General features: G+C 69.1%; 23 protein-coding genes. 16 read left to right on the forward strand and 7 right to left on the reverse strand.

Translation table 11 applies throughout. The features are described 5' to 3' along the window. Position 1: 1 nt before the first annotated feature. The 12 genes from ACE3T2_RS02705 to ACE3T2_RS02760 are packed head-to-tail and all read left to right on the forward strand — an operon-like array spanning position 2 to position 11,847. Positions 2–1,504 (forward strand): pilus assembly protein TadG-related protein, encoded by a 1,503-nt coding sequence (locus tag ACE3T2_RS02705; RefSeq protein WP_374654432.1) that lies wholly within the window; start codon positions 2–4, stop codon positions 1,502–1,504. Further along, positions 1,497–2,000, forward strand: coding sequence for a TadE family protein (locus ACE3T2_RS02710; RefSeq protein WP_374654434.1), 504 nt, complete (start codon positions 1,497–1,499; stop codon positions 1,998–2,000). The genes ACE3T2_RS02705 and ACE3T2_RS02710 overlap by 8 nt, the downstream gene beginning before the upstream one ends. Before the next feature lie 2 nt (positions 2,001–2,002). Further along, complete coding sequence (locus ACE3T2_RS02715) at positions 2,003–2,590, forward strand: TadE/TadG family type IV pilus assembly protein (RefSeq protein ID WP_374654436.1); 588 nt, start codon at positions 2,003–2,005, stop codon at positions 2,588–2,590. Continuing rightward, on the forward strand, positions 2,577–3,782 hold the full coding sequence (locus ACE3T2_RS02720) for a CpaE family protein (RefSeq protein ID WP_374654438.1): 1,206 nt from the start codon (positions 2,577–2,579) through the stop codon (positions 3,780–3,782). Before ACE3T2_RS02715 ends, ACE3T2_RS02720 begins: the two co-directional genes overlap by 14 nt. A 2-nt stretch (positions 3,783–3,784) precedes the next feature. Next, positions 3,785–5,119: a CpaF family protein gene (locus tag ACE3T2_RS02725; RefSeq protein WP_374654440.1), complete on the forward strand. Its 1,335-nt coding sequence runs from the start codon at positions 3,785–3,787 to the stop codon at positions 5,117–5,119. Between the two features lie 4 nt (positions 5,120–5,123). Next, on the forward strand, positions 5,124–6,119 hold the full coding sequence (locus ACE3T2_RS02730; RefSeq protein ID WP_374654442.1) for a type II secretion system F family protein: 996 nt from the start codon (positions 5,124–5,126) through the stop codon (positions 6,117–6,119). An 11-nt stretch (positions 6,120–6,130) separates the two neighbouring features. Beyond that, positions 6,131–7,087 (forward strand): type II secretion system F family protein, encoded by a 957-nt coding sequence (locus tag ACE3T2_RS02735; RefSeq protein WP_374654444.1) that lies wholly within the window; start codon positions 6,131–6,133, stop codon positions 7,085–7,087. Positions 7,088–7,091: 4 nt separating this feature from the next. Next, positions 7,092–7,979: a LytR C-terminal domain-containing protein gene (locus ACE3T2_RS02740; protein WP_374654446.1), complete on the forward strand. Its 888-nt coding sequence runs from the start codon at positions 7,092–7,094 to the stop codon at positions 7,977–7,979. Beyond that, the gene (locus tag ACE3T2_RS02745; RefSeq protein ID WP_374654448.1) at positions 7,979–8,887 is read left to right on the forward strand and encodes a tetratricopeptide repeat protein; all 909 of its coding nucleotides are present in this window, start codon (positions 7,979–7,981) and stop codon (positions 8,885–8,887) included. The genes ACE3T2_RS02740 and ACE3T2_RS02745 overlap by 1 nt, the downstream gene beginning before the upstream one ends. Further along, positions 8,884–9,387 carry a prepilin peptidase gene (locus tag ACE3T2_RS02750; protein ID WP_374654450.1) on the forward strand — a complete coding sequence of 168 codons (504 nt, stop codon included), beginning with the start codon at positions 8,884–8,886 and terminating at the stop codon, positions 9,385–9,387. Before ACE3T2_RS02745 ends, ACE3T2_RS02750 begins: the two co-directional genes overlap by 4 nt. 4 nt (positions 9,388–9,391) lie before the next feature. After that, on the forward strand, positions 9,392–11,167 hold the full coding sequence (locus ACE3T2_RS02755; RefSeq protein ID WP_374654452.1) for an ATP-binding protein: 1,776 nt from the start codon (positions 9,392–9,394) through the stop codon (positions 11,165–11,167). After that, positions 11,164–11,847 (forward strand): response regulator transcription factor, encoded by a 684-nt coding sequence (locus ACE3T2_RS02760; protein WP_374654454.1) that lies wholly within the window; start codon positions 11,164–11,166, stop codon positions 11,845–11,847. The genes ACE3T2_RS02755 and ACE3T2_RS02760 overlap by 4 nt, the downstream gene beginning before the upstream one ends. A 188-nt stretch (positions 11,848–12,035) precedes the next feature. Here the strand turns inward: ACE3T2_RS02760 and ACE3T2_RS02765 are convergent, their stop codons facing one another. The 3 genes from ACE3T2_RS02765 to ACE3T2_RS02775 form a co-directional block, all read right to left on the reverse strand. Further along, positions 12,036–13,091, reverse strand: coding sequence for a 2-oxoacid:ferredoxin oxidoreductase subunit beta (locus tag ACE3T2_RS02765; protein ID WP_374654456.1), 1,056 nt, complete (start codon positions 13,089–13,091; stop codon positions 12,036–12,038). Continuing rightward, positions 13,088–14,917 carry a 2-oxoacid:acceptor oxidoreductase subunit alpha gene (locus ACE3T2_RS02770; RefSeq protein WP_374654458.1) on the reverse strand — a complete coding sequence of 610 codons (1,830 nt, stop codon included), beginning with the start codon at positions 14,915–14,917 and terminating at the stop codon, positions 13,088–13,090. Before ACE3T2_RS02770 ends, ACE3T2_RS02765 begins: the two co-directional genes overlap by 4 nt. Before the next feature lie 199 nt (positions 14,918–15,116). Further along, the gene (locus ACE3T2_RS02775) at positions 15,117–16,895 is read right to left on the reverse strand and encodes an FAD-dependent oxidoreductase (protein ID WP_374654460.1); all 1,779 of its coding nucleotides are present in this window, start codon (positions 16,893–16,895) and stop codon (positions 15,117–15,119) included. 327 nt (positions 16,896–17,222) lie between these two features. Here ACE3T2_RS02775 and ACE3T2_RS02780 point away from each other — a divergent pair, with 327 nt between their 5' ends. Next, on the forward strand, positions 17,223–17,390 hold the full coding sequence (locus ACE3T2_RS02780) for a hypothetical protein (RefSeq protein WP_374654462.1): 168 nt from the start codon (positions 17,223–17,225) through the stop codon (positions 17,388–17,390). Positions 17,391–17,450: 60 nt separating this feature from the next. Then, positions 17,451–18,212, forward strand: a complete 762-nt coding sequence (locus tag ACE3T2_RS02785) for an EcsC family protein (protein WP_374654464.1) — start codon at positions 17,451–17,453, stop codon at positions 18,210–18,212. Here ACE3T2_RS02785 and ACE3T2_RS02790 read toward each other — a convergent pair. The 4 genes from ACE3T2_RS02790 to ACE3T2_RS02805 all read right to left on the reverse strand — a co-directional run bounded on the left by ACE3T2_RS02790 (position 18,160) and on the right by ACE3T2_RS02805 (position 23,441). Continuing rightward, entirely contained in the window at positions 18,160–19,623 is a 1,464-nt protein-coding gene (locus tag ACE3T2_RS02790) for a hypothetical protein (RefSeq protein ID WP_374654466.1), read from the reverse strand. The genes ACE3T2_RS02785 and ACE3T2_RS02790 overlap by 53 nt on opposite strands. Next, complete coding sequence (locus ACE3T2_RS02795; protein WP_374654468.1) at positions 19,598–21,577, reverse strand: TonB-dependent receptor plug domain-containing protein; 1,980 nt, start codon at positions 21,575–21,577, stop codon at positions 19,598–19,600. The genes ACE3T2_RS02790 and ACE3T2_RS02795 overlap by 26 nt, the downstream gene beginning before the upstream one ends. A gap of 160 nt (positions 21,578–21,737) precedes the next feature. Then, on the reverse strand, positions 21,738–22,124 hold the full coding sequence (locus ACE3T2_RS02800) for a DUF3597 family protein (protein WP_374654470.1): 387 nt from the start codon (positions 22,122–22,124) through the stop codon (positions 21,738–21,740). Positions 22,125–22,244: 120 nt separating this feature from the next. After that, a complete protein-coding gene (locus ACE3T2_RS02805; RefSeq protein ID WP_374654472.1) occupies positions 22,245–23,441 on the reverse strand; it encodes a M24 family metallopeptidase in 1,197 nt (398 codons plus the stop codon). Positions 23,442–23,506: 65 nt separating this feature from the next. On the opposite strand from ACE3T2_RS02805, the gene ACE3T2_RS02810 reads away from it, so the two are divergent. Both ACE3T2_RS02810 and ACE3T2_RS02815 read left to right on the forward strand, forming a co-directional pair. Continuing rightward, complete coding sequence (locus tag ACE3T2_RS02810) at positions 23,507–24,004, forward strand: GAF domain-containing protein (protein WP_374654474.1); 498 nt, start codon at positions 23,507–23,509, stop codon at positions 24,002–24,004. Positions 24,005–24,060: 56 nt separating this feature from the next. Then, complete coding sequence (locus ACE3T2_RS02815; protein ID WP_374654670.1) at positions 24,061–25,206, forward strand: GNAT family N-acetyltransferase; 1,146 nt, start codon at positions 24,061–24,063, stop codon at positions 25,204–25,206. Positions 25,207–25,209: the final 3 nt, after the last annotated feature.

Genomic DNA, 25,209 nt, shown 5'->3' on the forward strand with positions numbered 1-25,209 from the left:
GATGTCCGGCCGCCGATCATTCTGGGGGAACGAAAGCGGAGCCACCGCTCCACTCTTCGCCTTGGCCCTGGTCGCCCTGGTCGCTTCGGGCGGCGTCGCCTGGGACATCAGCCGCGGCTACGCCCTGCGCGGCGAACTCGATGCGGCGGCGGACGCGGCCGCGCTCGCCGGCGCGACCCAGCTCGACGGCGCCAGCGGCGCGCAGGCCCGTGCGCTGACCGCCGCCCAGGGCGGGCTGGTGGCCAACTCCCAGCGGCTGGCCGATGCGGCCGAGGCGAACGTCGCAGCCGGCGGCGCCTCGATCACCTTCCTGTCCAGCATCTCGCCCCACACGGCCGCTACCGGCGACGCCGATGCTCGGTTCGTCCAGGTGGACGTCACGCCGCGCGACCTCGGCTTCATCTTCGGCGCCTGGGCCCAGGTGACGGGCGCGCAGGTCGTGGCCCACGCCGTCGCCGGCTACGGCTCGGGGATCTGCAAGGTCCCGCCGTTGATGATCTGCAATCCGAACGAGACGGCCAGCCTTTCGTTCGACGGCGACCAGTATATCGGCAAGGTCTTCATGCTGACCCCGCCGCCCGGCGGCAACGCAGCCTGGGGGCCGGGCAACTTCGGCTTCCTGCGGGTCGGCAACGGCGCAAGCGCCATCCAGGAGGCGATGGGCCGCAACCCGCCCCTGGCCGAATGCTTCGGCAACGTCGCCGAAACCGAACCCGGCAACATCGCCAACGCCGACGACTGGTTCAACACGCGGTTCGACATCTATCGGGCGGGCGCCGGGGGCAGAAAGAACGACCCGCTCTACGCGCCCGCGCTGAACACCATCATCGGCACTCAGACCAATTCCGGAAACCCGGCCTGCACGCCCACAGTCAACGCGCCGAGCAACAACTGTGCGAGTGGGGCGGCGATCGCAGGCGGCACGGGACTGCCGCGCGATTGCGGGCAGACCAGCACTGTCGGCAGCGGCGTGTGGAACGCCGCCCAGTACTTCAACACCAATCACAACGGCATCAACCCGGCGACCTACACGCCGGCGACGCCCAGCAATGCGGCCTTCGCCGGGGCCGGCTGGTCCGCCTACGGCCCGGCCCCCGTCGCGGGTGCGACCACGCCGACCCGCTTCCAGGTCTACAACTGGGAACTGGCGATGCTGAACGCCGCGGGCGGCAACGGCCGACCCTCGACGCCGATGGCGCCGAACGCCTTCAGCCAGGGCCAGGCCCTGAGCTCCGGCTCGCGCGACTATGCCCGGCCGACCTGCAACACCACCAACGCCAATCCTCCCGCGCCCGACCGGCGGACCATCTCGGCGGTGATCGTCAACTGCCGCGCCGACAATGTCCGCGGCCGCTCGACCGTGCACGTCATCGCCTATCTCGATCTTTTCCTGATCGCGCCGGCGGTGAGCCAGACGATCTACGGCGAGGCCATCGGCGCCACCACCGACGTCTCGGCCGTGGGCAAGGAGACCCGCAAGTACTCGGTGCGGCTCTATGAATAGGTCTCACCATCCCTTGGGCCTGGTCTGCGACCGCGGCGGCGCCGCGGCGGTGGAGTTCGCGCTGATCCTGCCGCTGATGAGCGTGCTGCTGTTCGGCTTCTTCGAGACCGGGCGGATGTTCTACACCTTCAACATCGCCTCCGCCGCCGCGCGCGACGCGGCGCGCTTCGGCGCCCGCCTGCCCATGACCTGCGCCGGCTTCGTCAACGGAACCGACGAGACGCGGGTGAAGACCCTGGCCGCGACGGGCGACGCCAACGTCGGCGCCGACCCGCTGATCAAGGGCATGACGACCGCGAACATCGCCGTCACCTACGCCTGCGTCTCCAACGCCGGAAGTCCGCGGCCCTATGCGGGAATCTACGAGGACGCCACTGGCGTCCCGACCCTGACGGTGACGGTTAACGCGCCTTTCCAGACCGTGTTCGGCAGTCTGCTGCCAGCGCTGGACGTGAACGGGATGAGCGTCAGCCATTCCGAGACCTGGACGGAATAGCCATGCGCCCGCTCGGCCTCATCCGCGACGAACGCGCCTCCACCGCCGCCGAGTTCGGCCTGGTCGCCATGATCTTCGTCGGCTGCATGCTGGGCATCATCGACATGGCGCGCCTGGCCTTCGAGATCAATTCGGCGAAGGCTGCGGCCCGGCACGGCGCGCGGACGGCGATCGTGTCCTCGCCCGTGGTGGCCCAACTGGCCGACTTCGACGCCATCGCCATCGGCATTCCCGGCGGCCAGCCGGTGCCGGAAGGCACCGCGGGCACCGGTCCGTTCGTCTGCGACTCCACGTCCTGCACCAACGGCGGGACGTTCGTGCCCGCCAATTTCACCGCGGTCCTGACCGAGATGCGACGCTACTACGGCCGCCTGCAGCCGGCCAACGTTGTGATCGAATACCGCCACCGGGGCCTGGGCACCTCCGGCTTCATCGGCTCGGACGTCGAGCCGCTCGTCACGGTCCGCCTGACCGGTCTCACCTTCCAACCCGTCTCACTGCAGATCTTTGGCGTGGGGTCACTGCCAATCCCGTCCGTCGCGACCACGCTGACGGCCGAAAGCCTCGGAGCGACCAGTGCAACCATTTAGGAACCTCATCAGCGTGCGCGACATGACCTCGCCGGAGCCGCCGGCGGCCTCGATCGCCCTTGCGTATGACGTGCGGGCGCTGGGCAAGACCGAGGCGGTGGGCCGCCTCCAGGAGCAGTTCCGTCACGTCCGCTTCCGGCCCTTGCACGAGTCATGGTTCGGCGACGCGCTGAAGCAGGTCGAACTGGTCATCGGCGCGCTCGATGCGAGCTCGCCCGCCGAGGTCGACCGCTTCTGCGTCAACCTGCGCGAAAGCGGCAGGCCGGACGCGGTCATCGCCGTGGTGTTCAACGCCGGGATCGAGGTCACCCGGCGACTGATGCAGGACGGCGTCGGGGACGTGCTGGTGGCGCCGGTCAACGAGGCGGCCCTGGCGGTGTCGCTGGAACGCGCCCTGGCCAACCTGGCCCATCGCGGCCGCCGGGGCGGCGCCAACGGGGAGATCGTCTCGATCCTGAAGAGCGGCGGCGGGGTAGGGGCCACCGCGCTCGGAACCCAGCTTGCGGCCCTGCTGGCGCAGGGCGGCGTCAAGGTCTGCCTGGTCGATCTCGATATCCAGTTCGGCCTGGCCGCCATGTACCTCGATCTGCGCAACAGCGTGACCATGGGCGAGGTGCTGGCCTCCGGCGCCAGCCCGGCCGAGGTCGGCTTTTCCAGCAACCTGGCGTCCCATGCCAGCGGGGCGAAGGTGCTCGCCGCACCGCCTGAATTCATGCCTCTGGAGGCGCTGACCCCCAAGCTGATCGACGATCTGGTCAGCGCCCTGCGGCGCGACTTCGAGGTGGTGCTGCTGGACCTGCCCAGCGCCTGGACGGCCTGGACCAACCGTGTCCTGCGCCTGTCGGACCGGATTCTGCTGGTCAGCCAGCTGTCGGTGCCGCACGCGCACCTGACCAAGCGCCAGCTTTCGCTGCTGGCGACCCAGCGGTTGGACGACGTGCCGCTGACGCTCGTCTGCAACCGCTTCGGCGGCGATACGCCCGCCGGCGTCAGCCGCCGCTCGGTCGAGGCGGCGGTCGGCCGGCCCTTCGACGTGCTGGTGCCCGACGACGGCCGGCTGATGAACGAGGCCATCAACCAGGGGGTGGCCCTGAACGCCCTGCGCCGGGGAACCAAGCTCGGCAAGGCGCTGGAACAACTGGCCGCGAGCCTCTCGCCCGCCCGCGTCGCCACTCAGGCGGGAGGTCGCTGACCATGGCGTTCTGGAACGAGGAAAAGATGGCCGCCAACGATCCGGGGCTGGCCCGCTCGGCGGTGGACGACAGCCTGGCCCTGCGGGTGCGCCTGCACCAGCGGCTGCTCGACGTGCTGAACCTTTCGGCCATGGAGCAGACGCCGCGCGACACCCTGCGCATGGAGATCCGCAAGACCGTGGTTGGCTTTATCGCCGAGGAAAAGCGTCTGCTGACCCCGGCCCAGCTCGACCACCTGGTCGACGAGCTCCTGGACGAACTGCTGGGCCTCGGCCCGCTCGAGCCGCTGCTCAAGGACGAGACGATCACCGATATCCTGATCAACACGCACGAGACGGTCTATGTCGAGCGGCGCGGCCGGCTGGAACGCTCTGACGTCCGCTTCGAGGACACGCGCCACCTGCTGCGCATCCTCAACAAGATCGTCGCGGCGGTCGGCCGGCGGGTCGATGAGTCCCAGCCCATGGTCGATGCGCGCCTCGCCGACGGCTCGCGCGTCAACGCCATCATTCCGCCGCTGGCGGTCGACGGCCCTCTGGTCTCGATCCGCAAGTTCGCCAAGACGCCTATCAACATGGCCAAGCTGATCGACTACGGCAGCATCACCGGCGAAATGGCCGCGGTGCTCCAGGGCGTGGTCGTCGGGCGGCGCAACGTGCTCATCTCTGGCGGCACCGGGTCCGGCAAGACGACCATGCTGAATGCGCTGTCGTCGTTCATCGATCCACTGGAGCGGATCGTCACCATCGAGGATTCGGCCGAGCTGCAGTTGCAGCAACCGCACGTCGGACGCCTGGAAACCCGTCCCGCCAACATTGAGGGCAAGGGCGAAGTCACCCAGCGCGAACTGGTCAAGAACGCCCTGCGGATGCGCCCGGATCGGATCATCGTCGGCGAAGTCCGGGCCGGCGAGGCCTTCGACATGCTGCAGGCGATGAACACCGGGCACGACGGGTCGATGACCACGGTTCACGCTAACTCCCCACGCGACTCGCTGTCCCGCCTCGAGCAGATGATCGGTATGGCCGGCCTGGAGATCTCCACCCGTTCGATCCGCGGCCAGATCGCCTCGGCGATCCATGTCGTCGTTCAGGTCGAACGTGGCGAGGACGGTCGTCGCCGGGTCGTGTCCATCCAGGAGATCGTCGGCATGGAAGAGGACGTGATCTCCATGCAGGAAATCTTCCGTTTCCGCCGTCGCGGCCGCGGGCCGCAGGGGGAGGTGCTCGGCGACTACGAGTCGACCGGCGTGCGGCCGCGCTTCATCGAACACCTGACGGCGCGCGGGCTCGAACTGCCGCTGGAAATCTTCGCCCCTGGGCGCCGGTCGGCGTGACGTCATGCAACAGCTGATCCTGCCTGTCGCGCTCGTCCTGGCCTTCGTCGCCGCCGCCGCCCTGCTGCAGGGCGTCGCCGGCGCCTTCCTCGGCGCGCGTGAGCGTCATCAGCGGATCAACCGCCGTCTGACCATGCTGAACTCGGGCATGGAGCAGAAGGAGGTGTACGAGGCGCTGGTCCGCCGGCCGGCGACGCCGGCGCTCAACTCGCCGTTCCTGCTGTCAATCTTTGAAAACCTCTCGCGCCGCCTGCAACAGGCCGACATCCGCACGCCGCTGCCGATGCTCGTGGGCTACACGCTCGGGGCCTCTCTGGCGGTGGGGCTGCTCTCGGTTCTGGTGCGGCGCTCCCTGGGGGCGACCGTCGGCGGCGAGGATGCGGTCCTCAGCTTCGTCGGCGCTGTCCTGCTTGGCTTCATGGGGTTGTGGGTCTGGGTCAGCAACCGCCAAGCCAAGCGGCTGAAGCAGATCGAAGCCCAACTGCCGCTGGCGCTCGACATCATCATTCGCGGCCTGCGAGCCGGGCACCCGGTGGTCACCGCCGTGCAGCTCGTGGTCGAGGAAATGGGCGACCCCATCGGCACCGAGTTCGGCCTGATCGTCGATGAGACGACCTACGGCTACGAATTCCGCGAAGCCCTGGCCAATTTCGCGCGCCGCACCGGCTCGGAAGACGCGCACTTCTTCGCCGTCAGCATGGCTATCCAGTCGAGCACCGGCGGCAACCTCGCTGAAATCCTCAGCAACCTGGCCACCGTGATCCGCAGCCGCGCGTCGCTCGGGAAGCGTATTCGCTCCCTGGGCAGCGAGGGACGCATGTCAGCCCTGCTGCTCAGCGTTCTGCCGGTCTTCCTGATCGGGTTCATGTTCCTGACCCAGCCGAAATTCTACACGACCAAGTTCGCGGACCCGCTGTTCTTCCCGATCGTCGGCTTGGTCGTCGTCCTCTACTGCATCGGCCAGTACGCCATGCACCGGATCGTCAACTTCAAGTACTGAGGGGGTTTGAAATGCCAGGTGTCGTCGAACTTGCAGTGCTTGGCCTGGTCTTTGTCGGCGTCGTGGTGGGCGTGCTGGCGGCGGCGCGCCGCGGCGAGGCCTACCTGCGCGTCCAACGCCGTCTGCACGCCAGCGGAGAAGCCGCAAGCCCGGTCTTCGAGGCCTCGAACATCATCAAGCCGCAGGCCGTGAAGAACCCCATCCTGGCTTGGGTCCAGTCGGCGACGTCGTTGAAGGACGCGGCCGACCGCGACCGCATTTCCAAGCTGCTGTTCCAGGCCGGCTTCGAGCATCCGGCCGCGCCGATCTGGTTCGTCATCGCGCGCTTCGGCGCGGCCATCGGCCTGCCCATGGTGTTCCTGTTCACCCAGGCCTCCAGCGAAAAGCCGCTGAACTCGACGGCCCTTGCAGCCTTCGCTCTGGCGGCTTGCGCCGTGGGCTTCATCGCCCCGCGCGCGGTGGTCGATCGGCTGGCCGAGAACCGGCGCAAGCAGCTCGAACGCGAGTTCCCCGACGCCCTCGACCTCATGGTCGTCTGTGTCGAAGCGGGACTCGGGCTGGAAGCGGCCTTCGTGCGGGTCAGCGAGGAGGTGCGTGAGTCCCATCCGCGGATCGCCCACGAGTTCGCCTTGTTGTCGCAGGAGATGCGCGCCGGCCGAACTCGCGCAGAGGCCCTGCGCGGCTTCGCGGGCCGCACCGATGTCCCGGCCGTGCGCTCGTTCGCGGCCTTGCTGATCCAGACCGATAAGCTCGGCACCAGCATCGGCCAGACGCTGCGGACCTACTCCCAGGAGATGCGCGAGGACCGCTTCATGAAGGCCGAGGAGAAGGCCATGCGGATCCCCGTGCTCATGACCGTTCCGCTGGTGGCCTGCATCTTGCCGGTCATCGTCACGGCCCTGCTTCTGCCGGGCATCATCGATATGGTCCGCCATGGCTTGCCGGCCCTGAGCGGTACGGGGGGGTGAGGCCATGCGCGCTCGTCTTCTACTGGTTCCGCTCCTGCTCCCGCTGGCCGGTTGCAGCACGCTCGGCGGCCATCTGGCCCGGCTGTTCCATGTTGAGCATCCGGCCAAGCTCGAGGTCCGCGCCGTCGCCGCCAACGCCCAGGCCCAGGAGATGGCCCGCCCGCCGAGCCTGATCGACCGGCTCTACAGTCAGGCCCGTTTCAAGATCGAGCTGCGCGACTATGCCGACGCGCTCGATCTGCTGCAGCTCGCCCGGGACGGGGCGCCGGACGACGCCCGCGTGCTCAACGCCATGGGCGTGATCTACGACAAGATCGGCCGGCTCGACCTCAGCAAGCGCTATTACGAGATGGCTCTGGCGCAGGAGCCGGGCTCGCCGGTGGTGCTGGCCAACATGCGCTATTCGGGACAGCTCGGCGCCAGGTTCGCGGCCATCGAGGCCGCCCGCGCCGCGCCGCCCGACGCCATGCCGGCCCAGGCTCCTCCGCCGGTGACGCTCGCCGCCGCCGCGCCGGCGCAGCGGGAGCCTGTCCGCACCGCCGAGGGCGCTATCGTCCTGGCCGCCGCGCCGCCCGATGTCGCGGTGATGCGGCTGGGCAGCCCGGTCATGCTGGTCGACGCCAGCGGCCGCGAGAACGGCCCCGAGCCCGTGCGCGCTTATCTCGCGTCCGCCGGCTGGAGCGTCGCAGACGGCGCCGGCCGCGCCGCTGCGCCCGGCCCGTCCGAAATCCGCTTTCCCAGCGAGCATCGCGCCCTGGCCCAGGCCCTGGCGCGGACTCTGCCCTTCAAGGTCGCGCTCAGCGACTGCGGCGCCAGGTGCGCCGGTCTCGAACTGGTGGTCGGCCAGGATGCGCCGAGCCGCCTGAAGACGTTCGCAAAGGAGCATTCCTGATGTCGTCGAAGCAGATGGTCGTCGCGCGTGGGGCGTGCGCGGCCATGGCCCTGTGCGTCTTCGCCGCGGCCGGCCCATCCTTCGCCCTCGACCTCTGGCCCAAGAAGGCGGCGGTCGCCGACACCGCCCGCGCCGACTACGCCGTCGCCGCCCTGGACCGGGCGCTCGCCGAGGATCGCACCCTCGACGCCGGGCGGATGCTCGACCAGGCCATCGCCGCCGGCGTCAGCGATCCGCGGCTCAGCCTGCGGGCCGGTGAGTTGCACCTGAAGCGCGGCCGGTACGAGGAGGCCGTGCGCGCCTTCACCGAGGCCGAGGGCACGCCGGCCCTGCGCCCCGCCGCCCTGCAGGGCAGGGGGTTGGCGCTGTCCAATCTCGGCCGTTCCGCCGAGGCCGTCGCCGTGCTGAACCAGGCCGTGGCGGCCGATCCGGCCCAATGGCGCGCTTGGAACGGGCTCGGGGTCGAGCACGACCGCCGCCGCGCGTGGCCCGAGGCCGAAGCCGCCTACGCGAAGGCCGCCGCCGCCAGCGGCGACGCCGCGCCGGTGCTGAACAACCGCGGCTATTCCCGAATGCTCCAGGGACGCTACGCCGAGGCCTCGCGCGACATCGTCGCGGCGCTCGACAAGGATCCGCAACTGGCGACCGCGCGGGCCAACCTGCGGCTGCTGCTCGCCATGCAGGGCGATTACGATCGCGCCACGACCGTGGTCTCCAACCAGCAGAAGGCCGAGGTCTACAACAACGCCGTCTTCGTCGCCCTGATGCGCAGCGATCTCCCCGAGGCCGAGCGCCTGCTGCGGGAGTCCATCGACGCGCGGGGCGACACCTCCGGGCGGGCCATGGAGAACCTCCAGTTGGTCAAGGCGCTGCAATCGCCTGCGCCGGTCGCCAAGGCTTCGCAATGACCGATGTCGCCCATTGGGTCGTCGTGGCCCTGTTCGTCCTGCTGCTGGCGGCGGCGGCGGGCGTCGACGTCGTGCGGCGCAAGATTCCGAACTGGTCCGTCGGGGGCCTGATCCTCACCAGTGCGGTCGCCTGGGTCGCCGGAGTGTCGGCCGTGCCATGGCTCAGCGGCCTCGCCGCAGGTCTCCTCGCCCTGGTGTCGGCCTACGGGCTCTATCATTTCGGCATGGTCGGGGCGGGCGACGTCAAGCTGCTCGCCGCCGCCGCTCTGTTCGTCGGGCTTGGGCATCTGTGGCAGCTCGCGGCTCTGACGGCCCTGGCCGGCGGGATCATCGCCGTCGGCTTCCTGGTCGCCCGTCCGCGCCGTGTGATGCGCGGTCTGACCGCCCGTGGGCGGGCGGAGAACACCAGCCGGGGCATTCCCTACGGCCTGGCGATCGCCATCGGAGCGCTGGCCACGGCGCTAACCATCGAGGGGTTCCTGCCCCATGCGCTCGTCTAGTCCCATGGCGCGTTGGATACGGCTGGTCGCGCCGCTGGCCTGGACCGTGGCGATCACCGCTGCGGCCGCCGGGCTGGCGGCATGGATGTTCCACGATCTCGGCGTCGAGCGCGTCGCCGGCGTGCTGCTGGCCGCCGTCTTCGTGACCGCCGCCCTGTGGGGCGTGATCCCCGGCTTGTTGTCGGCGGCGCTGGGCGCGGTCGCATTCAACATGCTGATCGGAGCCGCGGCCCTGGAACATCAGCTCCAGTCGCCGGTCGATGTCTTGCTGCTTGCAGCCCTGATCGCCGGCTCCTGCGTGGCCGGCGTGTTGTCGGATCTTTCCCGCCGCGCGCCGCCGCAAGAGCGCGAGCGCTCACCCGAACCGCCGCAGGCCACGCCCGTCGAGCCCGCCCCGGTCATCGCCGGCGGACGCGGACTGAACACCGATACCCGTCGGCTTGTCGCCACCGTCGCCCTGCTGGGCGTCGCCGTGCTCGCCGCCCTGGTCATCCGGCCGGGCCTCGACGGCGGCTCGCCCGCGCTCGCCTTCGCCGCGGTCGTCGCGGCTCTGGGCGTCCTGCACGGCGCCCGGGTCGGGGCGGTCAGCGGGGTGGTCGCGACCATCGCGCTCAACATCCTGGTCGGCCCACACCACGGCGGCTGGCTTTCCGAGCTGATCGACTTCGCCATAATCGTCGGCCTCGGCTGGGGCATCGGCCGGGTGTCCGACCAAGTCTCGCGGGAGCGGGCGATCCTGCGAGCCATGACCGCCGCCACCCGCCAGTTCTCTTCCGCGTCCGATGAAGCCACGGTCTGGACCGCCCTGCTGGAGACCATGGTGACCCTTTCGCCCGGCGCCTCTGTGCGCCTGGTGGATGAGACCGGAGCCACCCTGCATGAGCGCCTGTCGCCTGGTCGCGGCGCATGGCGCACCCGCCAGGTGACCAGCGACGGGCGCCCGTTCGGCGTCGTCTACTGGGCGCCTCGCGACAGCCTGCTGGAGGGGGACGGGCAGGACGAGCTGATGGCCTCGATCGTCGATCTGGCCGCCTCGGGAGTGGCGCGCACGCGTCTCGGCGTCGAGAAGGCGGAGATGGAGTTCATCGCCCGCACCGAGCAGCTGCGCACCATCCTGCTGGACGCCGTGTCGCATCACTTCCGCACGCCGCTTGCAGGCATCATCGGTTCGGTGACCAGCGTTCTGAGCCTGCCTGAGCCGCACGACCGCGCTGCGCGGCGCGACCTGCTGCTGATCATCAAGGAGCAGGCCAACCGCCTGCATCGCTACGTCGAGAACTTCCTCAGCGTCGCCCGCCTGGAATCCGGCGCAATAGAGATGAAGCTCCAGGAAGTCGTGGTCGAGCCGCTGCTCTACGACGTTTGGGAGTCGTTCGGCGAGGCCGGGGGCGCTCGCCGCTTCCTGCATGTGAAGGTCGACGATGACAGCGTGCGCGCGGATCCGGACCTGCTAAGTCAGGTATTCGGCAACGTGCTCGAAAACGCGATCAAGTTCAGCGCCGAAGGATCGGTGGTCGACATCCGCAGCCGGCGTGTAGGGGACAAGTTGGTATTCGATGTGACCGATCAGGGGTGCGGCGTCCCGCCGGCCGCTGAAGCCCGAATCTTCGAACGCTTCGTCCGGGGGCGGGGGGCGGTGGCGCCCGGCCTCGGGCTCGGGCTCTACATCACCCGCAGCCTCGTCGAGATGCAGGGCGGCGAGGTCGAGGCGCATAATCGCGACGACGGCGCCCAGGGCCTCGTCGTCTCCATCGCCTTGCCGCTCGCGGAGGCCGCATGAGCGCCGACGCCAAGATCCTGATCGTAGAGGACGAGGAGCAGCTGGTGCGCATGCTGCGTTCGTCCCTGGTCTATGCCGGTTACGAGGTCAGCGCCGCTCGCACCGGGCGCGAAGCGATCTCCAGCCTGCGCACCGAGCCGTTCGACGTGGTGTTGCTGGACCTCGGTCTGCCCGACATCGACGGCCAGGAGGTCATCGAAACCACCCGCGCGTTTTCCAACGCGCCGATCATCGTCGTGTCGGCGCGCAGCTCAGAGAAGGAGAAGATCACCGCGCTCGACCACGGCGCGAACGACTATGTCGCCAAGCCCTTCGACATGGGCGAGCTCCTGGCCCGCATTCGCGTAGCACTGCGGGTCGGACAGAGCACCGGCTCGGCGGCGACCCGGTCGGGGCGGCTCGAGATCGACTTCAAGCGCCGGCAGGCCATCGTCGACGGCGAGATCATCCGGCTCTCGGGCAAGGAGGCTCAGCTGCTGCAGCTGCTGGCGGCCGCCGAGGGGGCGGTGGTGGGCCACGACGAGATCATCGAGACCATCTGGGGCCGTGGCAGCGAGGCCGACGTCATGCACCTGCGCGTCCTCACTTGGCAGGCCCGTCGGAAGATCGAGCCGAACCCCAGCAGTCCGCGCTACCTGATCGCCGAGCCCGGAGTCGGATATCGGCTCAATCTGGATTGAGTTTCGTCGGGCGTCCGACAGACGCGCCGCTCGCGGCGTGGCCGAATTGAGCCTGCGGGTCGAGAGCAGGGGAGAGCGATCGACCGATTTGCGCGGTGAGCCCGGCTCCGGCGCAGTGGGAGGACGGCGACGGCCGTCCCGACCCGGAGGGCGCGCGCCAGGCTCGGTGCGCGCGCCCGACCGGAGCGCTAGCGCAGAGCCGCGTTGATCTTCGCCAGGGCGGCCGAACCGGGCGTCAGCTCCCCGTCGCTGAGCGCGTTGAGCGGCGTGTCCACCGTGCCGAGGTTCTCGTGCAGATCCCGAGCCTCGGGGTCGAGGAACAGTAGGCCGGTGACGATCTCTCCCAGCGCCTGGCGCGCCTGCAGATAGGCCAAAGCCCCGACCCGGTCCGACGGATCGTAGTGCTCGGCCAGCTTGTGCAGGTGCAGGATCGAACCGTCGTGCTGGGCCACCGGCACGGTCTCGCCGGGCGCGTAGTCGACGGTGATCGTCTCGCGCGCCGGGATCAGGTCCATCCGGTTCACCGCCTCGTTGTGCTCGCGCACATAGTCGTAGGACTTGGTCGAACCGGCGTGGTTGTTGAACTGCACGCACGGGCTGATGCAGTCGATGAACGCCGGACCCTTGTGCGACAGGGCGGCCTTGATCAGCGGAACGAGCTGGGCCTTGTCGCCCGAGAACGAACGGGCCACGAAGGTCGCGCCCATCTGCAGGGCCAGGCTGACAAGGTCGATGCCGGCGTCGTGGTTGATCACGCCCTTCTTCGACTTCGAGCCCTTGTCCGAGGTGGCCGAGAACTGACCCTTGGTCAGGCCGTACACGCCATTGTTCTCGACGATGTAGAGCATGTTCACGCCGCGGCGGATCGAGTGGGCGAACTGTCCGAGCCCGATGGAGGCGCTGTCGCCGTCGCCTGAGACGCCCAGATAGATCAGGTCGCGGTTGGCCAGGTTCGCGCCGGTCAGCACAGAAGGCATGCGCCCGTGCACGGTGTTGAAGCCGTGGGAGTTGCCGAGGAAATAGTCCGGCGTCTTCGATGAGCAGCCGATCCCCGACAGCTTGGCGATCCGGTGCGGCGGCAGGTCCAGCTCGTAGCAGGCCTGGATGATCGAGGCGGAGATCGAGTCGTGCCCGCAGCCGGCGCAGAGTGTCGAGACCGAGCCCTCATAGTCGCGGCGGGTGTAGCCCAGGGCGTTGGGCTTCAGCTGCGGGTGATGCAGTTGCGGCTTGGTGATGTAGGTCATTCGGCTGCCTCCGGCAGGCGGCCGGCCATCAGGTCCTGCACGGCGCCGGCGATGAAGCGGGCGGTGATCGGCGTGCCGTCATAATGCAGCACCGCGGTCAGCCGCGACGGGTCGATCTCGCCCTCGTTGATCAGCAGCGTGCGCAGCTGGCCGTCTCGGTTCTGCTCGATCACGAACACCCGGTCGTGCGCCTCCACGAAGTCGTAGATTTCCTGGGCGAAGGGGAAGCCGCGCACGCGCAGCGCGTCCAGGTGCAGGCCGCGCGCCTCCAGCGTCTCCAGCGCCTCATGCACGGCGGGGGTGGAGGAGCCGAAATAGATCACTCCCTCGCGTGTCGGCCGCGCGGCGCTGCGGGTGATCGGGCCTGGGACCAGCTGGCGCGCGGTGTCGAACTTGCGCAGCAGCCGCTCCATGTTGCCGACATAGACGCTGCCTTCCTCGCTGTAGCGGGCATAGGGATTGCGCGAGGTGCCGCGGGTGAAATAGCCGCCCTTGGTCGGGTGCGTGCCCGGATAGGTGCGATAGGGAATGCCGTCGCCGTCGACCTCGAGGTAGCGGCCGAAGTCGCGGCCGGCCTCCAGGTCCTCGTAGGTCATCACCTTGCCGCGGTCGAGCTGGCGCGCGTCGTCCCACTCGAAGGGCGCGGTCAGCCACTCGTTCATGCCGATGTCGAGGTCGAGCATGACGAAGACCGTGGTCTGCAGCCGGTCGGCCAGGTCGAAGGCGGCCGCGCCCATCTCGAAGCACTCGCCCGGATCGGCCGGCAACAGCAGCGGATGCTTGGTGTCGCCGTGTCCGGCATAGGCGGCGGCCAGCAGGTCGGCCTGCTGGGTGCGGGTCGGCATGCCGGTCGAGGGGCCGCCGCGCTGCACGTCGAATATCACCGCCGGGATCTCGGCGAAGTAGGAGAGGCCGATGAACTCGGTCATCAGCGAGACGCCCGGCCCGGAGGTGGCGGTGAAGGCCCGCGCCCCGTTCCAGCCGGCGCCCACCACCACGCCGATCGAGGCGATCTCGTCCTCGGCCTGAACGATGGCGTAGCGCGCCTTTCCCGTCTCCGGATCGATCCGCAGCTGGTGGCAGTAGTCGGTGAAGGCTTCGGCCAGCGAGGTCGACGGCGTGATCGGATACCAGGCGCAGACGCTGGCCCCGCCATAGACCGCGCCCAGGGCGGCGGCCGAATTGCCCTCGACGAAGATCCGCTCGCCCACCCTGTCGGCGCGCCGCACCCTCAGTCGCAGGGGCGAAAGGTTCTGCGCCACATAGTCCCTGCCCATGTGCAGGGCCGCCACATTGGCCGCGATCAGCCGCTCCTTGCCGGCGAACTGCTCGGCCAGCAGCTGCTCGATCACCGCGATCTCGATGTCCAGCAGGGCCGCCAGGGCGCCGACATAGATGATGTTCTTGAACAGCTGCCGCTCGCGCGGGATCTGGTAGGCGACGTTGCACATCGCCGTCAGCGGCACGCCCACCACAGTGATGTCGCTGCGGAATTTCGAGGGGGGCAGCGGCTTGGTGGAGTCGTAGAAGAGATAGCCGCCCGGCTCGATCTCGGCGACGTCGCGGTCCCAGGTCTGCGGGTTCATGGCGACCATCAGGTCGACCCCGCCGCGCCGCCCCAGGTGGCCCGCCTCCGTGATCCGCACCTCGAACCAGGTCGGCAGGCCCTGGATGTTGGACGGGAAGATGTTGCGCGCCGCCACCGGCACGCCCATCCGCAGGATCGACTTGGCGAACATGCCGTTGGCGCTGGCCGAGCCGGATCCGTTGACGTTCGCGAACTTCACGACGAAGTCGTTGACCGCTTCGAGGGCGCCGCTCTTCATCGTCTACCCCCAGAGACCGCGCGTTCCTTCTCCCCTCGTGGGAGAAGGTGGCCCCGCGAAGCGGGGTCGGATGAGGGGGGCGAGGCGTCAGCGGGCAAGCGGCTGGCGAGCGGGGCGAAGGAGAGGCCGTCACCCCTCATCCGTCGGGCTTCGCCTGCCACCTTCTCCCGCAAGGGGAGAAGGACGATCTGCGCGGCTTTCATCGGCATCCCCCCGCATGGGTCATTTCCAGCAGGAACTTCTGCATGTCCCAGGCGCCGGTCGGGCAGCGCTCGGCGCAGAGGCCGCAGTGCAGGCAGACGTCCTCGTCCTTGACCATCACCCGCCCGGTCGGCAGGTCGCCGGAAACGTAGAGCGCCTGTTCGAGATTGAGGGCAGGGGCCTTCAGCCGCTCGCGCAGGTCGGCTTCCTCGCCGTTGTCGGTGAAGGTGATGCAGTCGGTCGGGCAGATGTCGACGCACGCGTCGCATTCGATGCACGCCGCCTCGGCGAACACCGTCTGGACGTCGCAGTTCAGGCAGCGCTGGGTTTCGCGGTAGGCGGTCTCCCGGTCGAAGCCGAGCTCGACCTCCAGCCTCACGTCCTTCAGCGCCTGGTCCTTCTCGCGCATCGGCACTTTGAACCGCAGGTCGTTGGCCGGAGCGTTGTCATAGCTCCACTCGTGAATGCCCATCTTCTGGCTGACCAGGCTGGTTCCTGGCGCCGGGCGCTCGGCCAGGTCCTCGCCCTTGCAGAACCGGTCGATGGAGATCGCCGCCTCGTGGCCGTGCGCGACGGCCCAGATGATGTTCTTGGGGCCGAACGCGGCGTCGCCGCCGAAGAACACCTTCGGCGCGGTCGACTGGAAGGTCGCCGGATCGACTTTCGGCATGTCCCATTCGTCGAACGAAAGACCCAGGTCGCGCTCGATCCAGGGGAAGGCGTTCTCCTGGCCGACCGCCACCAACACGTCGTCGCATTCGTAATGCTCGTCTGGTTCGCCGGACGGGACCAGCGTGCGGCGGCCGCGTTCGTCGTATTCGGGGCGGACCTTCTCGAAGGTCACGCCGGTCAGCCTGCCGCCCTCGTGGGTGAAGGCCTTGGGGACGAGGTAGTTGAGGATCGGAATGTCCTCGTGGATTGCGTCTTCCTTTTCCCAGGGGCTGGCCTTCATCTCCTCGAAGCCGGACCGGACGATCACCTTCACGTCGCTCCCGCCCAGGCGTCGCGCGGTGCGGCAGCAGTCCATGGCCGTGTTGCCGCCGCCCAGCACGATCACCCGGGCGCCGATCTTGTCGATGTGACCGAACGAGACGTTGCTCAGCCAGTCGATGCCGATGTGGATGTTGGCCGCGCCTTCCTGGCGGCCGGGAAGATCGAGGTCGCGCCCGCGCGGGGCGCCCGATCCGATGAAGACTGCATCGTAGCCCTCGGCCAGCAGCGCCTTCAGGCTGTCGATCCGCTGACCCAGGCGAAGCTCCATGCCCAGTCCGGTGATATAGCCCACCTCCTCGTCGATGACTTCCTCGGGCAGGCGGAAGCGGGGGATCTGGCTGCGGATCATGCCGCCGGATTTGGTCTCCCCGTCGAACAGGGTCAGCTCGTAGCCGAGCGGGGCCAGGTCGCGCGCCACGGTCAGCGAGGCCGGTCCCGCCCCGACCAGCGCTACGCGCTTGCCGTTGGACACCGCGACCTGAGCGGGCAGCCGGCCCGATATATCCTCCTTGTTGTCGGCGGCGACGCGTTTGAGGCGGCAGATGGCGACCGGCTCCTCCTCGACCCGCCCGCGCCGGCACGCCGGCTCGCAGGGGCGGTCGCACGTCCGCCCGAGAATCCCGGGAAAGACGTTGGACTTCCAGTTCACCATGTAGGCGTCGGTGTATCGGCCTTCGGCGATCAGCCGGATATATTCCGGCACGGGCGTGTGGGCCGGGCAGGCCCACTGGCAATCGACGACTTTATGAAAGTAGTCAGGCCCCTCGGTACTCGTGCGCTGCACAATCGTTTCCTTCCACGACGCCGTTCTCCCGCAGGTAAAAGACGAAGGTCAGTGAAAGCAGACTCGCCTACCGCGACGCAGCGTTCGAGGGGATCGTATGACCCTATCGGACCGTCAGCCAATACCTTTCTTGCAAAAAGAACGGCGGGCGATTTGGCTCGGCGCAGAACGCGAACTCTTGTTGCGACGCAAAAAGTTCATAAGGACAAGCGCGCTCAACATGCTGTGATACCTGGCGAAAAGCGATGTTTGCGCTGCATGAGGGGCTTGGCGGCGGCTTAAGCGTTGCTTAACACTTTGCGCGCGCCAGCCAGGGAGTGTGCTCCGATGCCGAACCCGTTCGAAGTCGCGTCCCCGTTCGATGAAGCCGAGGCTTTCGAGGCGCTCATCGACGTCATCGCCGACGAAGTCGTCGACGCCCAGTCGACCGAGATCAACGCCCGGCGGGCCGCCGCCGAGCACGCCGAAAACCTTCGTCTGGCCCGCGCCCTCTAGGCGCGCGGCTGGGCCGTCCCCACATCACGGCGCCGGGTTCCTGAAGGAGCGCAGCGCCGCATGACCACCGCCCCGCCGATCGGCGTGTCCGACGACGCCTATGAGACGTGGGCGCGCGGCGAGGTCGCAGCCTGGCGCGCTCTGGTCCTGCGCCCGGCCGGTCTGGCTGCGCGCGCCGCGCGCGGCGTGCAGCAGAAGATCAACCAGGTCATTCCCGAACAGGTCCACGCCGCCGTAACCGCGGTGGTGGAGCAGATGACACGCGGCATCCTCACCGGCTCCAACCTGGTCGCGCCCGCGCCCCTGGCCGGGGCGAGCCTGGCGCAGCGCGACGCCCGCGCCCGCGAGGTGATCGCAAGCTATCGCACCACCGCGGCGGTGGAGGGCGGCGTGGCCGGGGCAGGGGGCTTCTGGCTGGCCATGGCCGACTTCCCGGCCCTGGTCGCCATCAAGCTGAAGCTGCTGTTCGATCTGGCGGCGGTCTACGGAAAGTCGGGCGACGATTTCGCCGAGCGCCTGTTCCTGCTGCAGGTTTTCCAACTCGCCTTCTCCTCGGCCGAGCATCGCGCCCAGGTCTTCGCCGCCATGCAGGACTGGGATGCTCGCAGCCACCCGGCGACGTTCGAGGCCTTCGACTGGCGCAAGTTTCAGCAGGAGTATCGGGACCACATCGACCTGGCCAAGCTCGCCCAGCTCATCCCCCTGATCGGGGCGCCGATCGGCGCGGTGGTGAACTGGCGCCTGACCGAGAAGCTGGGCGAGACCGCGATCAACGCCTACCGGATGCGCTGGCTGGCCGCAGGCGACGGAACGCCTGGCTAAGGTCGTGGCGCGTCCGTCGCCAGGCCAGGACGACGCCGGCGCCGATCCCGACCAGGCATAGGGCCAGGAGGGCGGTCATGGCCGCCGCCCAGCCGCCGCCGCGGTCGAAGCCGGGAATGAAGTCCAGCCGATGCAGGCCCAGGTGCAGCCAGCGGAAGCTCCGCGCCGAGGCGTCGAAGCTGCGCAGCAGGTCGCCGGTCGCCGGATCGAAATAGTAGCGGGTCCCATCCTGCGCGATCACCCGCCAGATCGGCAGGCGGGCAGGCTCGTGGTGGCCGTACCAATAGGCGTCCTCGGCGCTCAGCAGCCGCTGGTCGCCGCCCAGCCGCCGCGTCGCGGCGGCCAGATCGGATGGGGGCAGGGTGGCCGGGCGCATGGCGCTGTCGTGGCGCACGCCGTCGACCATCAGATAGGTCTCGCCTTCGAACGGGGCGACGACAACCTGACGGGCCTGTGGCGCGGCGGCCTTGAGGGCGGCAAGGATCGGCCCAGCCTCGACCTGGAGCTCCTGGGCGGAGCGATAGGCCTTGGCGCGCGGGTCGGGCGCGCTGTCCAGCAGGCCGAAGGGCTGCATCGAAAGCAGGCCGCTGGCGGTCCAGGTCAGGGTCAGCGCGCCGGCGCCAAGGCCGAACAGGTGATGCCAGCGCATCATGCCGCGGAATGGCGTCAGCCGCTCGTCGCGCCACGGCCGCCAGGCGACGATCCCCAGATAGAAGCCGGTGACGATCAGGAACACGCCGGCCAGCGAGGTCCAGATCACCACCTGGGTCCAAAGCTGGGTGTCCTGGCGCAGCACCTGCGGATAGAGCCAGTGCGGGATCGGCCCGAGCCAGTTCAGCACCCGCTGGGCGCGGTCGGTGTGCTGGGCCACCTCGCCGTTGACCTGCGAGACATAGATGTCGCTGGCCAGCGGATCGTCGAACCGCACCTTCCAGAACGGCCGGCGCTTGTTGAAATAGCCGGTCACCGTCCACTGGTCGCGCTCGACGGCGGCGATCTGGGCCGGGCGCGCGGTCAGGCCGTGGGCGCGGGCGTAGGCGGCGGCGACCCACCGCGCCTCTTCCGGGCTGACGGCGTCCAGCGTCCGTCCGGTGGTCAGGTCGAAGACCTCGCCGCCCGATCGCAGGATCGGGCGGCCTGCCAGGTCTTCGATAAGGTCACCGGCCGAGAGGGGGATCGCAGCAGGCGCCTGGCAGCACTGGGCCCAGGTCAGCAGCGGCAGGCCGGCGGCCCGCTCCTCTCGGCTGACTTCCGGCCAATGGATGAACAGCATGCCGATGCCGCTGGCGAACCAGATCAGCATCAGCACCCCCAGCGTCACGCCCATGTAGCGGTGCGTCAGCACCAGCCATTTCGGCGCGAACGGCTTGCGGGGCTTGCGGCCCTTAGAAGGACTGGGTGAACGAGACATGCAGGGTCCGGGGCGGGCCGAGGCTGCGGAACATGAACCGCTGAGTGGAGAGGTCGATCAGGCCGGAGCTGACCCGGGTCGCGTATTCCTCGTCGAAGGCGTTCTCCAGCCGCGCGGTGAGCCGGCGGCTGCGCTTCTCGTCGAGATAGACGTGGCCAGACAGGTCGACGATCACGAAGCCGCCGTAGTTCTGCCGGCCGAAGCCGCTGACCGTCTGGTAGACGTCGCCGGTCCAGGCCGCCGAGACCGACAGGCCATAGGGCTTGTCTTGCGGCGAATAGGTGAGGCCGCCCTTGGCGTAGTATTCCGGCGTGCGGTCGAACTGCTGGCTGGAACCTGCCGCCCGCGAGCGGGTGTAGGTGAACGAGGCCTGGGCCGTCAGCTCGGGCGTCACGGCGAAGGTCGCCTGGACCTCGGCCCCGCGCACCTTCACCTGGCGGTCGGCGTTCATGTAGACGCCGTCCGGATAGGCGCTCTGGCTGTAGTCGGCGGTGATCAGGTTGTCGATCTTGCGGGCGAAGCCGGTGACCTGCCAGACCAGCCGCCGGTCCAGCGCAAAGCCGCCCACCGAGCCGTTGAAGTTGAGGCTCTCCTCGGGGCCGAGGTTCGGATTGCCGATCGCGCAGCAGGGATCGACCCCGAACAGCTGCTCGGCGCTGGGCAGGATGAAGGACGTGCCGCCGACCGCCTCGACATAAAGGTTTTCGCTAGGCTCCCAGCGGCCGCTGAGGTTCCAGACCGTCGACTCCGCGCCGCCGGTCTTGTTGTAGCGGACGCCGGCCGAGAAGCGGGCGTTGCGGATCAGGTCGTCGGTGGTCAGGATCTGGCCGACGAAGGCGTGAACCTTTTCGGTGCGCTGGGCGATCAGCAGCACGTCGTCGCGGCCGTTGAAGTTCTGGAAGTCGTAGCCGAGCTGGTACTCGAAGCCCTTGTGGAAGTTCAGCCGAGCCAGGGCGCTGACGCCGAAGTCCTCGAAACCCCAGTAGGTCTTGTCATCGACCACCACCGTCTGGCCCGGCTTGCCCGGCACGTTGTTGATGGTCGTGTAGACCGTGTCCCAGTCGTGATAGTAGCCCTTGACCGAGACCTGGGCCTCTTCGCTCGGTTTCCAGTCTAGGCTGACGCTGGCGATTTCCTCGTCGCGGTCGTTGAACTTGGTGTTCACCAGCCGCGCGCCCGGGTTGTCCACCTTGGCTTCGGTGTGCTGGTAGTAAAGGTTCAGCGACAGGTCCTCGTTGAACTGCAGCCCATACTTGCCGCCGAAGCTCAGCACGTCATAGGCGCGCTTGCGCGCCGTGGTGCTGGGCTGGAACACGTCGTAGGTGGTGTAGCCGTCGGCCTTGTCCTTCGACAGCCAGGCGACGAACCTGTGGGCGCCCACGCTGGCGCGGGCGTAGCCGTCCGCGTGCAGCCCGCCGTTGGTGTGGCCGCCGACCGTGACCCCGCCGTCCACCCCTTCGTCGCCATAGGGGCGGGTCACGATGTTGATCACCCCGGCCGCCGCCTGTGAGCCGTAGAGCAATCCCTGGCCGCCCTTCAGCACCTCGATGCGCTCGATCATGCTGGCGGGCAGGGTGTCGGTCGGGCTGGTCGAGGTGTAGAGGCGGTTGTTGATCCGCACCCCGTCCACGACCCACAGCACGTCGCCTGTGCGCGAGCCCTGCAGCGACAGGTCCACATACGAGAACGGGCCGTTGCCCGGCATGATGTAGAGGCCCGGCGTCTGCATCTGCAACGCCTGGGTGACGTCGATATAGGCGTTGTCGCGCAGGACCTCGGGGCTGACCACCGCCAGGTCCGAGCCGTAGCGGGCGACCTTCTGCGGCAGGGTGTCCTCCAGCCGCGGCGCCGTGACGATCAGCGCGTCGAGTTCGGCTTCGTCGGCCGTGGCCAGTCCAGGCAGGCAGAGCGCGCACGCGCCCGCCAGCAACCACAGCTTGATGGAACCTTGCATCCGTAAACCCCCGACAGGCCCGGACGTTTGCGTCCGTGGCGAGAACGAGGAAGATGCTGGCCGATCGCGCCGGGCCGGGGTCGTACTTTACGGTTTCGGGCTCCGTTACAGCCCGTTACTGAAACCCCGCGCGGCGCTCGCCGCGCGGGGCCAGGCCTCGTCAGTCGCGCAGGCTGGCGGGCACCACGCCGCCGTTCTGGGCCAGCGCCGCCCACACCGCCTTGCTGAGGGCGATGTTCTGTTCGGCGCTGCCGTGCGGCCCGGCGTTCACACCCAGCTCTCCGGCCAGTTCCTTGCGCGCATCCAGGCTGGAATCGAGGTCGAGCAGCTTGAGCAGGTCGACGATCGAGGTCCGCCAATTGCCGCCGCCGCCTTTCAGCGTGGCGATCTGGGTCAGCACCGCCTCGACGTCCACCGGTTCGGGCGGGGCCGCAGGCGCAGCGGCCGGGGTGGGCGCGGCGGCGGCCGGCGCGGCAGCGGGCGCGGCCGGGGCCTCCGCCGGCTTCTTGTGGAAGATCTTGTTCATGATCGAGCTGAAGATGCCCATGCGCCTGGTCTCCGTGATGGCTGGCATCGCTAGAAAGGCGCAGCTTGGCCGCATGGTTCCCGGCGCTGCGGAAGGTTTACAACTGCAGCGCCAATCTTCATCGGCTCGTCATGGAACCGGTCAGCCGAACGGCTTTTCCAGGCTCGGCTGCGGCTGGGTGAACCAGGCCGCTCCATCCTCGGTGACGTGGAAGTGGTCCTCGAGCCGCACGCCGAAGTCGTCGGGAATGACGATCATCGGCTCGTTCGAGAAGCACATGCCCGGCGCCAGGGGCGTCTTGTCCCCCCGCACCAGATAGGGCGCCTCGTGGATCGACAGACCGATGCCGTGGCCGGTCCGGTGCGGCAGGCCGGGCAGCTCGTAGTCGGCCGAGAGCCCGGCGGCGGCCAGCACCCGGCGCGCCACCGCGTCGATCTCCTCGCACGGCACGCCCGGCTTCACGGCGGCGAAGGCTGCGGCCTGGGCCTTCTTCTCCAGCTCCCAGACGCGGCGCTGTTCGGGGCTCGGTTCGCCGAACACATAGGTGCGGGTGATATCGGAGTTGTAGCCCTGCACCTGGCAGCCGGTGTCGATCAGCACGATCTGGCCGTCCTCCAGCGTCTGGTCGCCGGGCAGGCCGTGCGGATAGGCGCTGGCCTGGCCGAACTGCACCGCGCAGAACGTCGAGCCGTTGTCCGCGCCGATCGTCCGGTGCGCCTCGTCGATGAAGCGGCGCACGGCGCTGGCTGTGATCCCCGGCGCCAGGATCTTCGCCGCCCGGCGGTGGACCTCCAGCGTCATGGCCTTCGCCTGGGCCATCAGGGCCAGTTCGGCCGGCGACTTGATCGAGCGGCAGCCGTCGACGACCGGCGCGCCGTCCAGCAGCTCCAGCCCAGGGCCGGCCTTGGCGACGCCATTGAACACGAAGAAGGGCAGGGCGGGGTCGATGGCCAGGCGCGTCGCGCCGGCCAGGCCGCGCACGGTCAGCTCGTAGGGGCTCTCATGCTCTTCCCAGAGCAGCATCTCGGCCTCGATCCCCATCGAGGCTGCCAGCGAGCCGAGCTCGAAGCGCGGGCAGATCATCTTCGGCGTCCCGTCCAGCGGCAGCAGCATCGCCACCAGCCGCTCGGTCGCGCCCCAGGCCACGCCCGTGAAGTAGCGCAGGCTGGCGCCGGCGCCGATGATCAGCGCGTCGGCCCCGATCTCCTTCATCAAGGTCCGCGCCTTGGCGATGCGCGCCTCGCGCTCGGCCCGCCCGATCGGCGCGGCCGGGTCAGGCCAGGGAACGATCCCCGCCAGTTCGGTTTCCGCCGTCGAACCGCCGATGCCGCTGGTCATGGAACTCTCCGATTGGGTCCGCCGACTCCTGGCGGGAAAGCTGGGGCGCCCGTATATAGCCGCCCATGGCCGAAGCCTTCAACGAACTGACCCTGCCGGCCGCCAAGGCCGAGCGCTACGCGACCGTCGCGCAGGAGATCGCCGCGGTCCTCGACGGCGAGCCGAACCTGACCGCGCGCATGGCCACCGTCGCCTCGATGCTGGCCGCCAGCTTCGAGACCTTCTTCTGGACCGGTTTCTACGTGGTCGATCCGGCCAGGGAGCGTGAGCTGGTGGTCGGCCCCTACCAGGGCACGCTCGGCTGCCTGCGCATCGCCTTCGGTCGCGGCGTCTGCGGCGCCGCGGCGGCCAGCGGCCAGACCCAGCTCGTCCCGGACGTGCATGCCTTTCCGGGACACATCGCCTGCGACGGCCGCTCCCAGAGCGAGGTGGTCGTGCCGGTGTTCGACGCCGCCGGCGCGCTGATCGCAGTGCTGGATGTCGATTCCGACCGTCTGGCCGCCTTCGACGCGGTCGACGTCGAATGGCTGGAGAAAATCCTGCGGGACACTTTCGCGGCCTGAGACTTGCAACCTCCACGGCAAACTTTCCCTAACCGGGAGACGCTACCGTGTTCGAGATGCTGCGACTGGAAGTCATCCACCCCGCCGAGCTGTCGGAGGCCGACGCCGCCGAGTGGCGTTGGCTGTGCGCCGCACGGCCCGAGTTCGCCAACCCGCTCCTCGGCCCCGACTTCGCGCGCGCCGTCGGCGCCGTCCGCCCCGACGCCCGGGTCGCGATCTGGCGCGAGGGCCAGCGGCCGGTCGGCTTCTTCGCCTATCACCATCGCCCTGGCGGCATGGCCCGCCCGATCGGCGCTCCGCTGTCGGATTATCACGGCCTGGTCTCGGACCGCCCGCTGGACATCCGCCAGGACCTGGCCGAGTTCGGTCTCTCGGCCTACCGCTACACCGGCCTGGTCGATCCGCATGGCGACTTCGCCTCGCCGACCGCCGAGTCCCGCGAGGCCTTCGTCATCGAGCTGAAAAGCTCGGCCGCCGACTATCTGGAAGCTGTCCGCGCCGGCAGCGCCAAGCGCTTCAAGAACTACCGCCGCCTCGACGGCAAGCTCGACCGCGAGGTCGGGCCGATCGCCGTCCGCGCCCCCGACCACGACCGCGCCGCCTTCGAGCAGCTGCTGGCCTGGAAGCGCGACCAGCTGGCCCGCACCGGCGGCCACGATTTCCTCGCCGCCCCCTGGACCCGCAGCCTGCTGGACGCCTTCTTCGAGATGCGCGAGGGGCCGCTCCAGGGCCTGATGATCAACCTCTATGTCGGCGACCGGCTGATGGCAGGGCACTTCGGCGTGCGCGCCGGCGACACCTATCACCCCTGGATCGCCTCGACCGATCCGGAAATGGCCGCCTGGTCGCCGGGCCAGCTCTTCCTGCTGCGCGCCATCGCCGCCATGCCGGACCTCGGCCTCCGGGTCTACGATCTCGGCCCGGGCCACGAGCACTACAAGCGGCCCTATGCGCTTTCGACCAGGATGATCGGCGAGGGCATGGCCGCCGCCGCCGGCAGCCGCGGCCGCGCCGCCGACGCGGCCGAGAAGGCCTGGAGCCTGGCCGGCGCCCACGGCGCGGGGCCGGTCGGACGCCTGCGCCGGCGCCTGGATATCATCGCCATCAGCGAACTGTCGCTCGGCGGCCGGGCCAAGGGCTTCGCCGCCGCGCTGGCCGCCCGCGCCCTGCGTCCCGGCGGTTCCTCGGCGGAGGCCGCCTAGTCG

Origin of the sequence: Phenylobacterium sp. (assembly GCF_041919955.1) — a bacterium.
Classification (GTDB): Bacteria; Pseudomonadota; Alphaproteobacteria; order Caulobacterales; family Caulobacteraceae; genus Phenylobacterium.

What these genes read in the sequence shown, in the direction of transcription:
- ACE3T2_RS02705 (WP_374654432.1), top strand. Translation starts at nt 2, where the DNA reads ATGTCCGGCCGCCGATCATTCTGGGGGAACGAAAGCGGAGCCACCGCT.
- ACE3T2_RS02710 (WP_374654434.1), top strand. Translation starts at nt 1,497, where the DNA reads ATGAATAGGTCTCACCATCCCTTGGGCCTGGTCTGCGACCGCGGCGGC.
- ACE3T2_RS02715 (WP_374654436.1), top strand. Translation starts at nt 2,003, where the DNA reads ATGCGCCCGCTCGGCCTCATCCGCGACGAACGCGCCTCCACCGCCGCC.
- ACE3T2_RS02725 (WP_374654440.1), top strand. Translation starts at nt 3,785, where the DNA reads ATGGCGTTCTGGAACGAGGAAAAGATGGCCGCCAACGATCCGGGGCTG.
- ACE3T2_RS02730 (WP_374654442.1), top strand. Translation starts at nt 5,124, where the DNA reads ATGCAACAGCTGATCCTGCCTGTCGCGCTCGTCCTGGCCTTCGTCGCC.
- ACE3T2_RS02735 (WP_374654444.1), top strand. Translation starts at nt 6,131, where the DNA reads ATGCCAGGTGTCGTCGAACTTGCAGTGCTTGGCCTGGTCTTTGTCGGC.
- ACE3T2_RS02740 (WP_374654446.1), top strand. Translation starts at nt 7,092, where the DNA reads ATGCGCGCTCGTCTTCTACTGGTTCCGCTCCTGCTCCCGCTGGCCGGT.
- ACE3T2_RS02745 (WP_374654448.1), top strand. Translation starts at nt 7,979, where the DNA reads ATGTCGTCGAAGCAGATGGTCGTCGCGCGTGGGGCGTGCGCGGCCATG.
- ACE3T2_RS02750 (WP_374654450.1), top strand. Translation starts at nt 8,884, where the DNA reads ATGACCGATGTCGCCCATTGGGTCGTCGTGGCCCTGTTCGTCCTGCTG.
- ACE3T2_RS02755 (WP_374654452.1), top strand. Translation starts at nt 9,392, where the DNA reads ATGGCGCGTTGGATACGGCTGGTCGCGCCGCTGGCCTGGACCGTGGCG.
- ACE3T2_RS02760 (WP_374654454.1), top strand. Translation starts at nt 11,164, where the DNA reads ATGAGCGCCGACGCCAAGATCCTGATCGTAGAGGACGAGGAGCAGCTG.
- ACE3T2_RS02765 (WP_374654456.1), bottom strand. Translation starts at nt 13,091, where the DNA reads ATGACCTACATCACCAAGCCGCAACTGCATCACCCGCAGCTGAAGCCC.
- ACE3T2_RS02770 (WP_374654458.1), bottom strand. Translation starts at nt 14,917, where the DNA reads ATGAAGAGCGGCGCCCTCGAAGCGGTCAACGACTTCGTCGTGAAGTTC.
- ACE3T2_RS02780 (WP_374654462.1), top strand. Translation starts at nt 17,223, where the DNA reads ATGCCGAACCCGTTCGAAGTCGCGTCCCCGTTCGATGAAGCCGAGGCT.
- ACE3T2_RS02785 (WP_374654464.1), top strand. Translation starts at nt 17,451, where the DNA reads ATGACCACCGCCCCGCCGATCGGCGTGTCCGACGACGCCTATGAGACG.
- ACE3T2_RS02790 (WP_374654466.1), bottom strand. Translation starts at nt 19,623, where the DNA reads ATGTCTCGTTCACCCAGTCCTTCTAAGGGCCGCAAGCCCCGCAAGCCG.
- ACE3T2_RS02795 (WP_374654468.1), bottom strand. Translation starts at nt 21,577, where the DNA reads ATGCAAGGTTCCATCAAGCTGTGGTTGCTGGCGGGCGCGTGCGCGCTC.
- ACE3T2_RS02800 (WP_374654470.1), bottom strand. Translation starts at nt 22,124, where the DNA reads ATGGGCATCTTCAGCTCGATCATGAACAAGATCTTCCACAAGAAGCCG.
- ACE3T2_RS02805 (WP_374654472.1), bottom strand. Translation starts at nt 23,441, where the DNA reads ATGACCAGCGGCATCGGCGGTTCGACGGCGGAAACCGAACTGGCGGGG.
- ACE3T2_RS02810 (WP_374654474.1), top strand. Translation starts at nt 23,507, where the DNA reads ATGGCCGAAGCCTTCAACGAACTGACCCTGCCGGCCGCCAAGGCCGAG.
- ACE3T2_RS02815 (WP_374654670.1), top strand. Translation starts at nt 24,061, where the DNA reads ATGCTGCGACTGGAAGTCATCCACCCCGCCGAGCTGTCGGAGGCCGAC.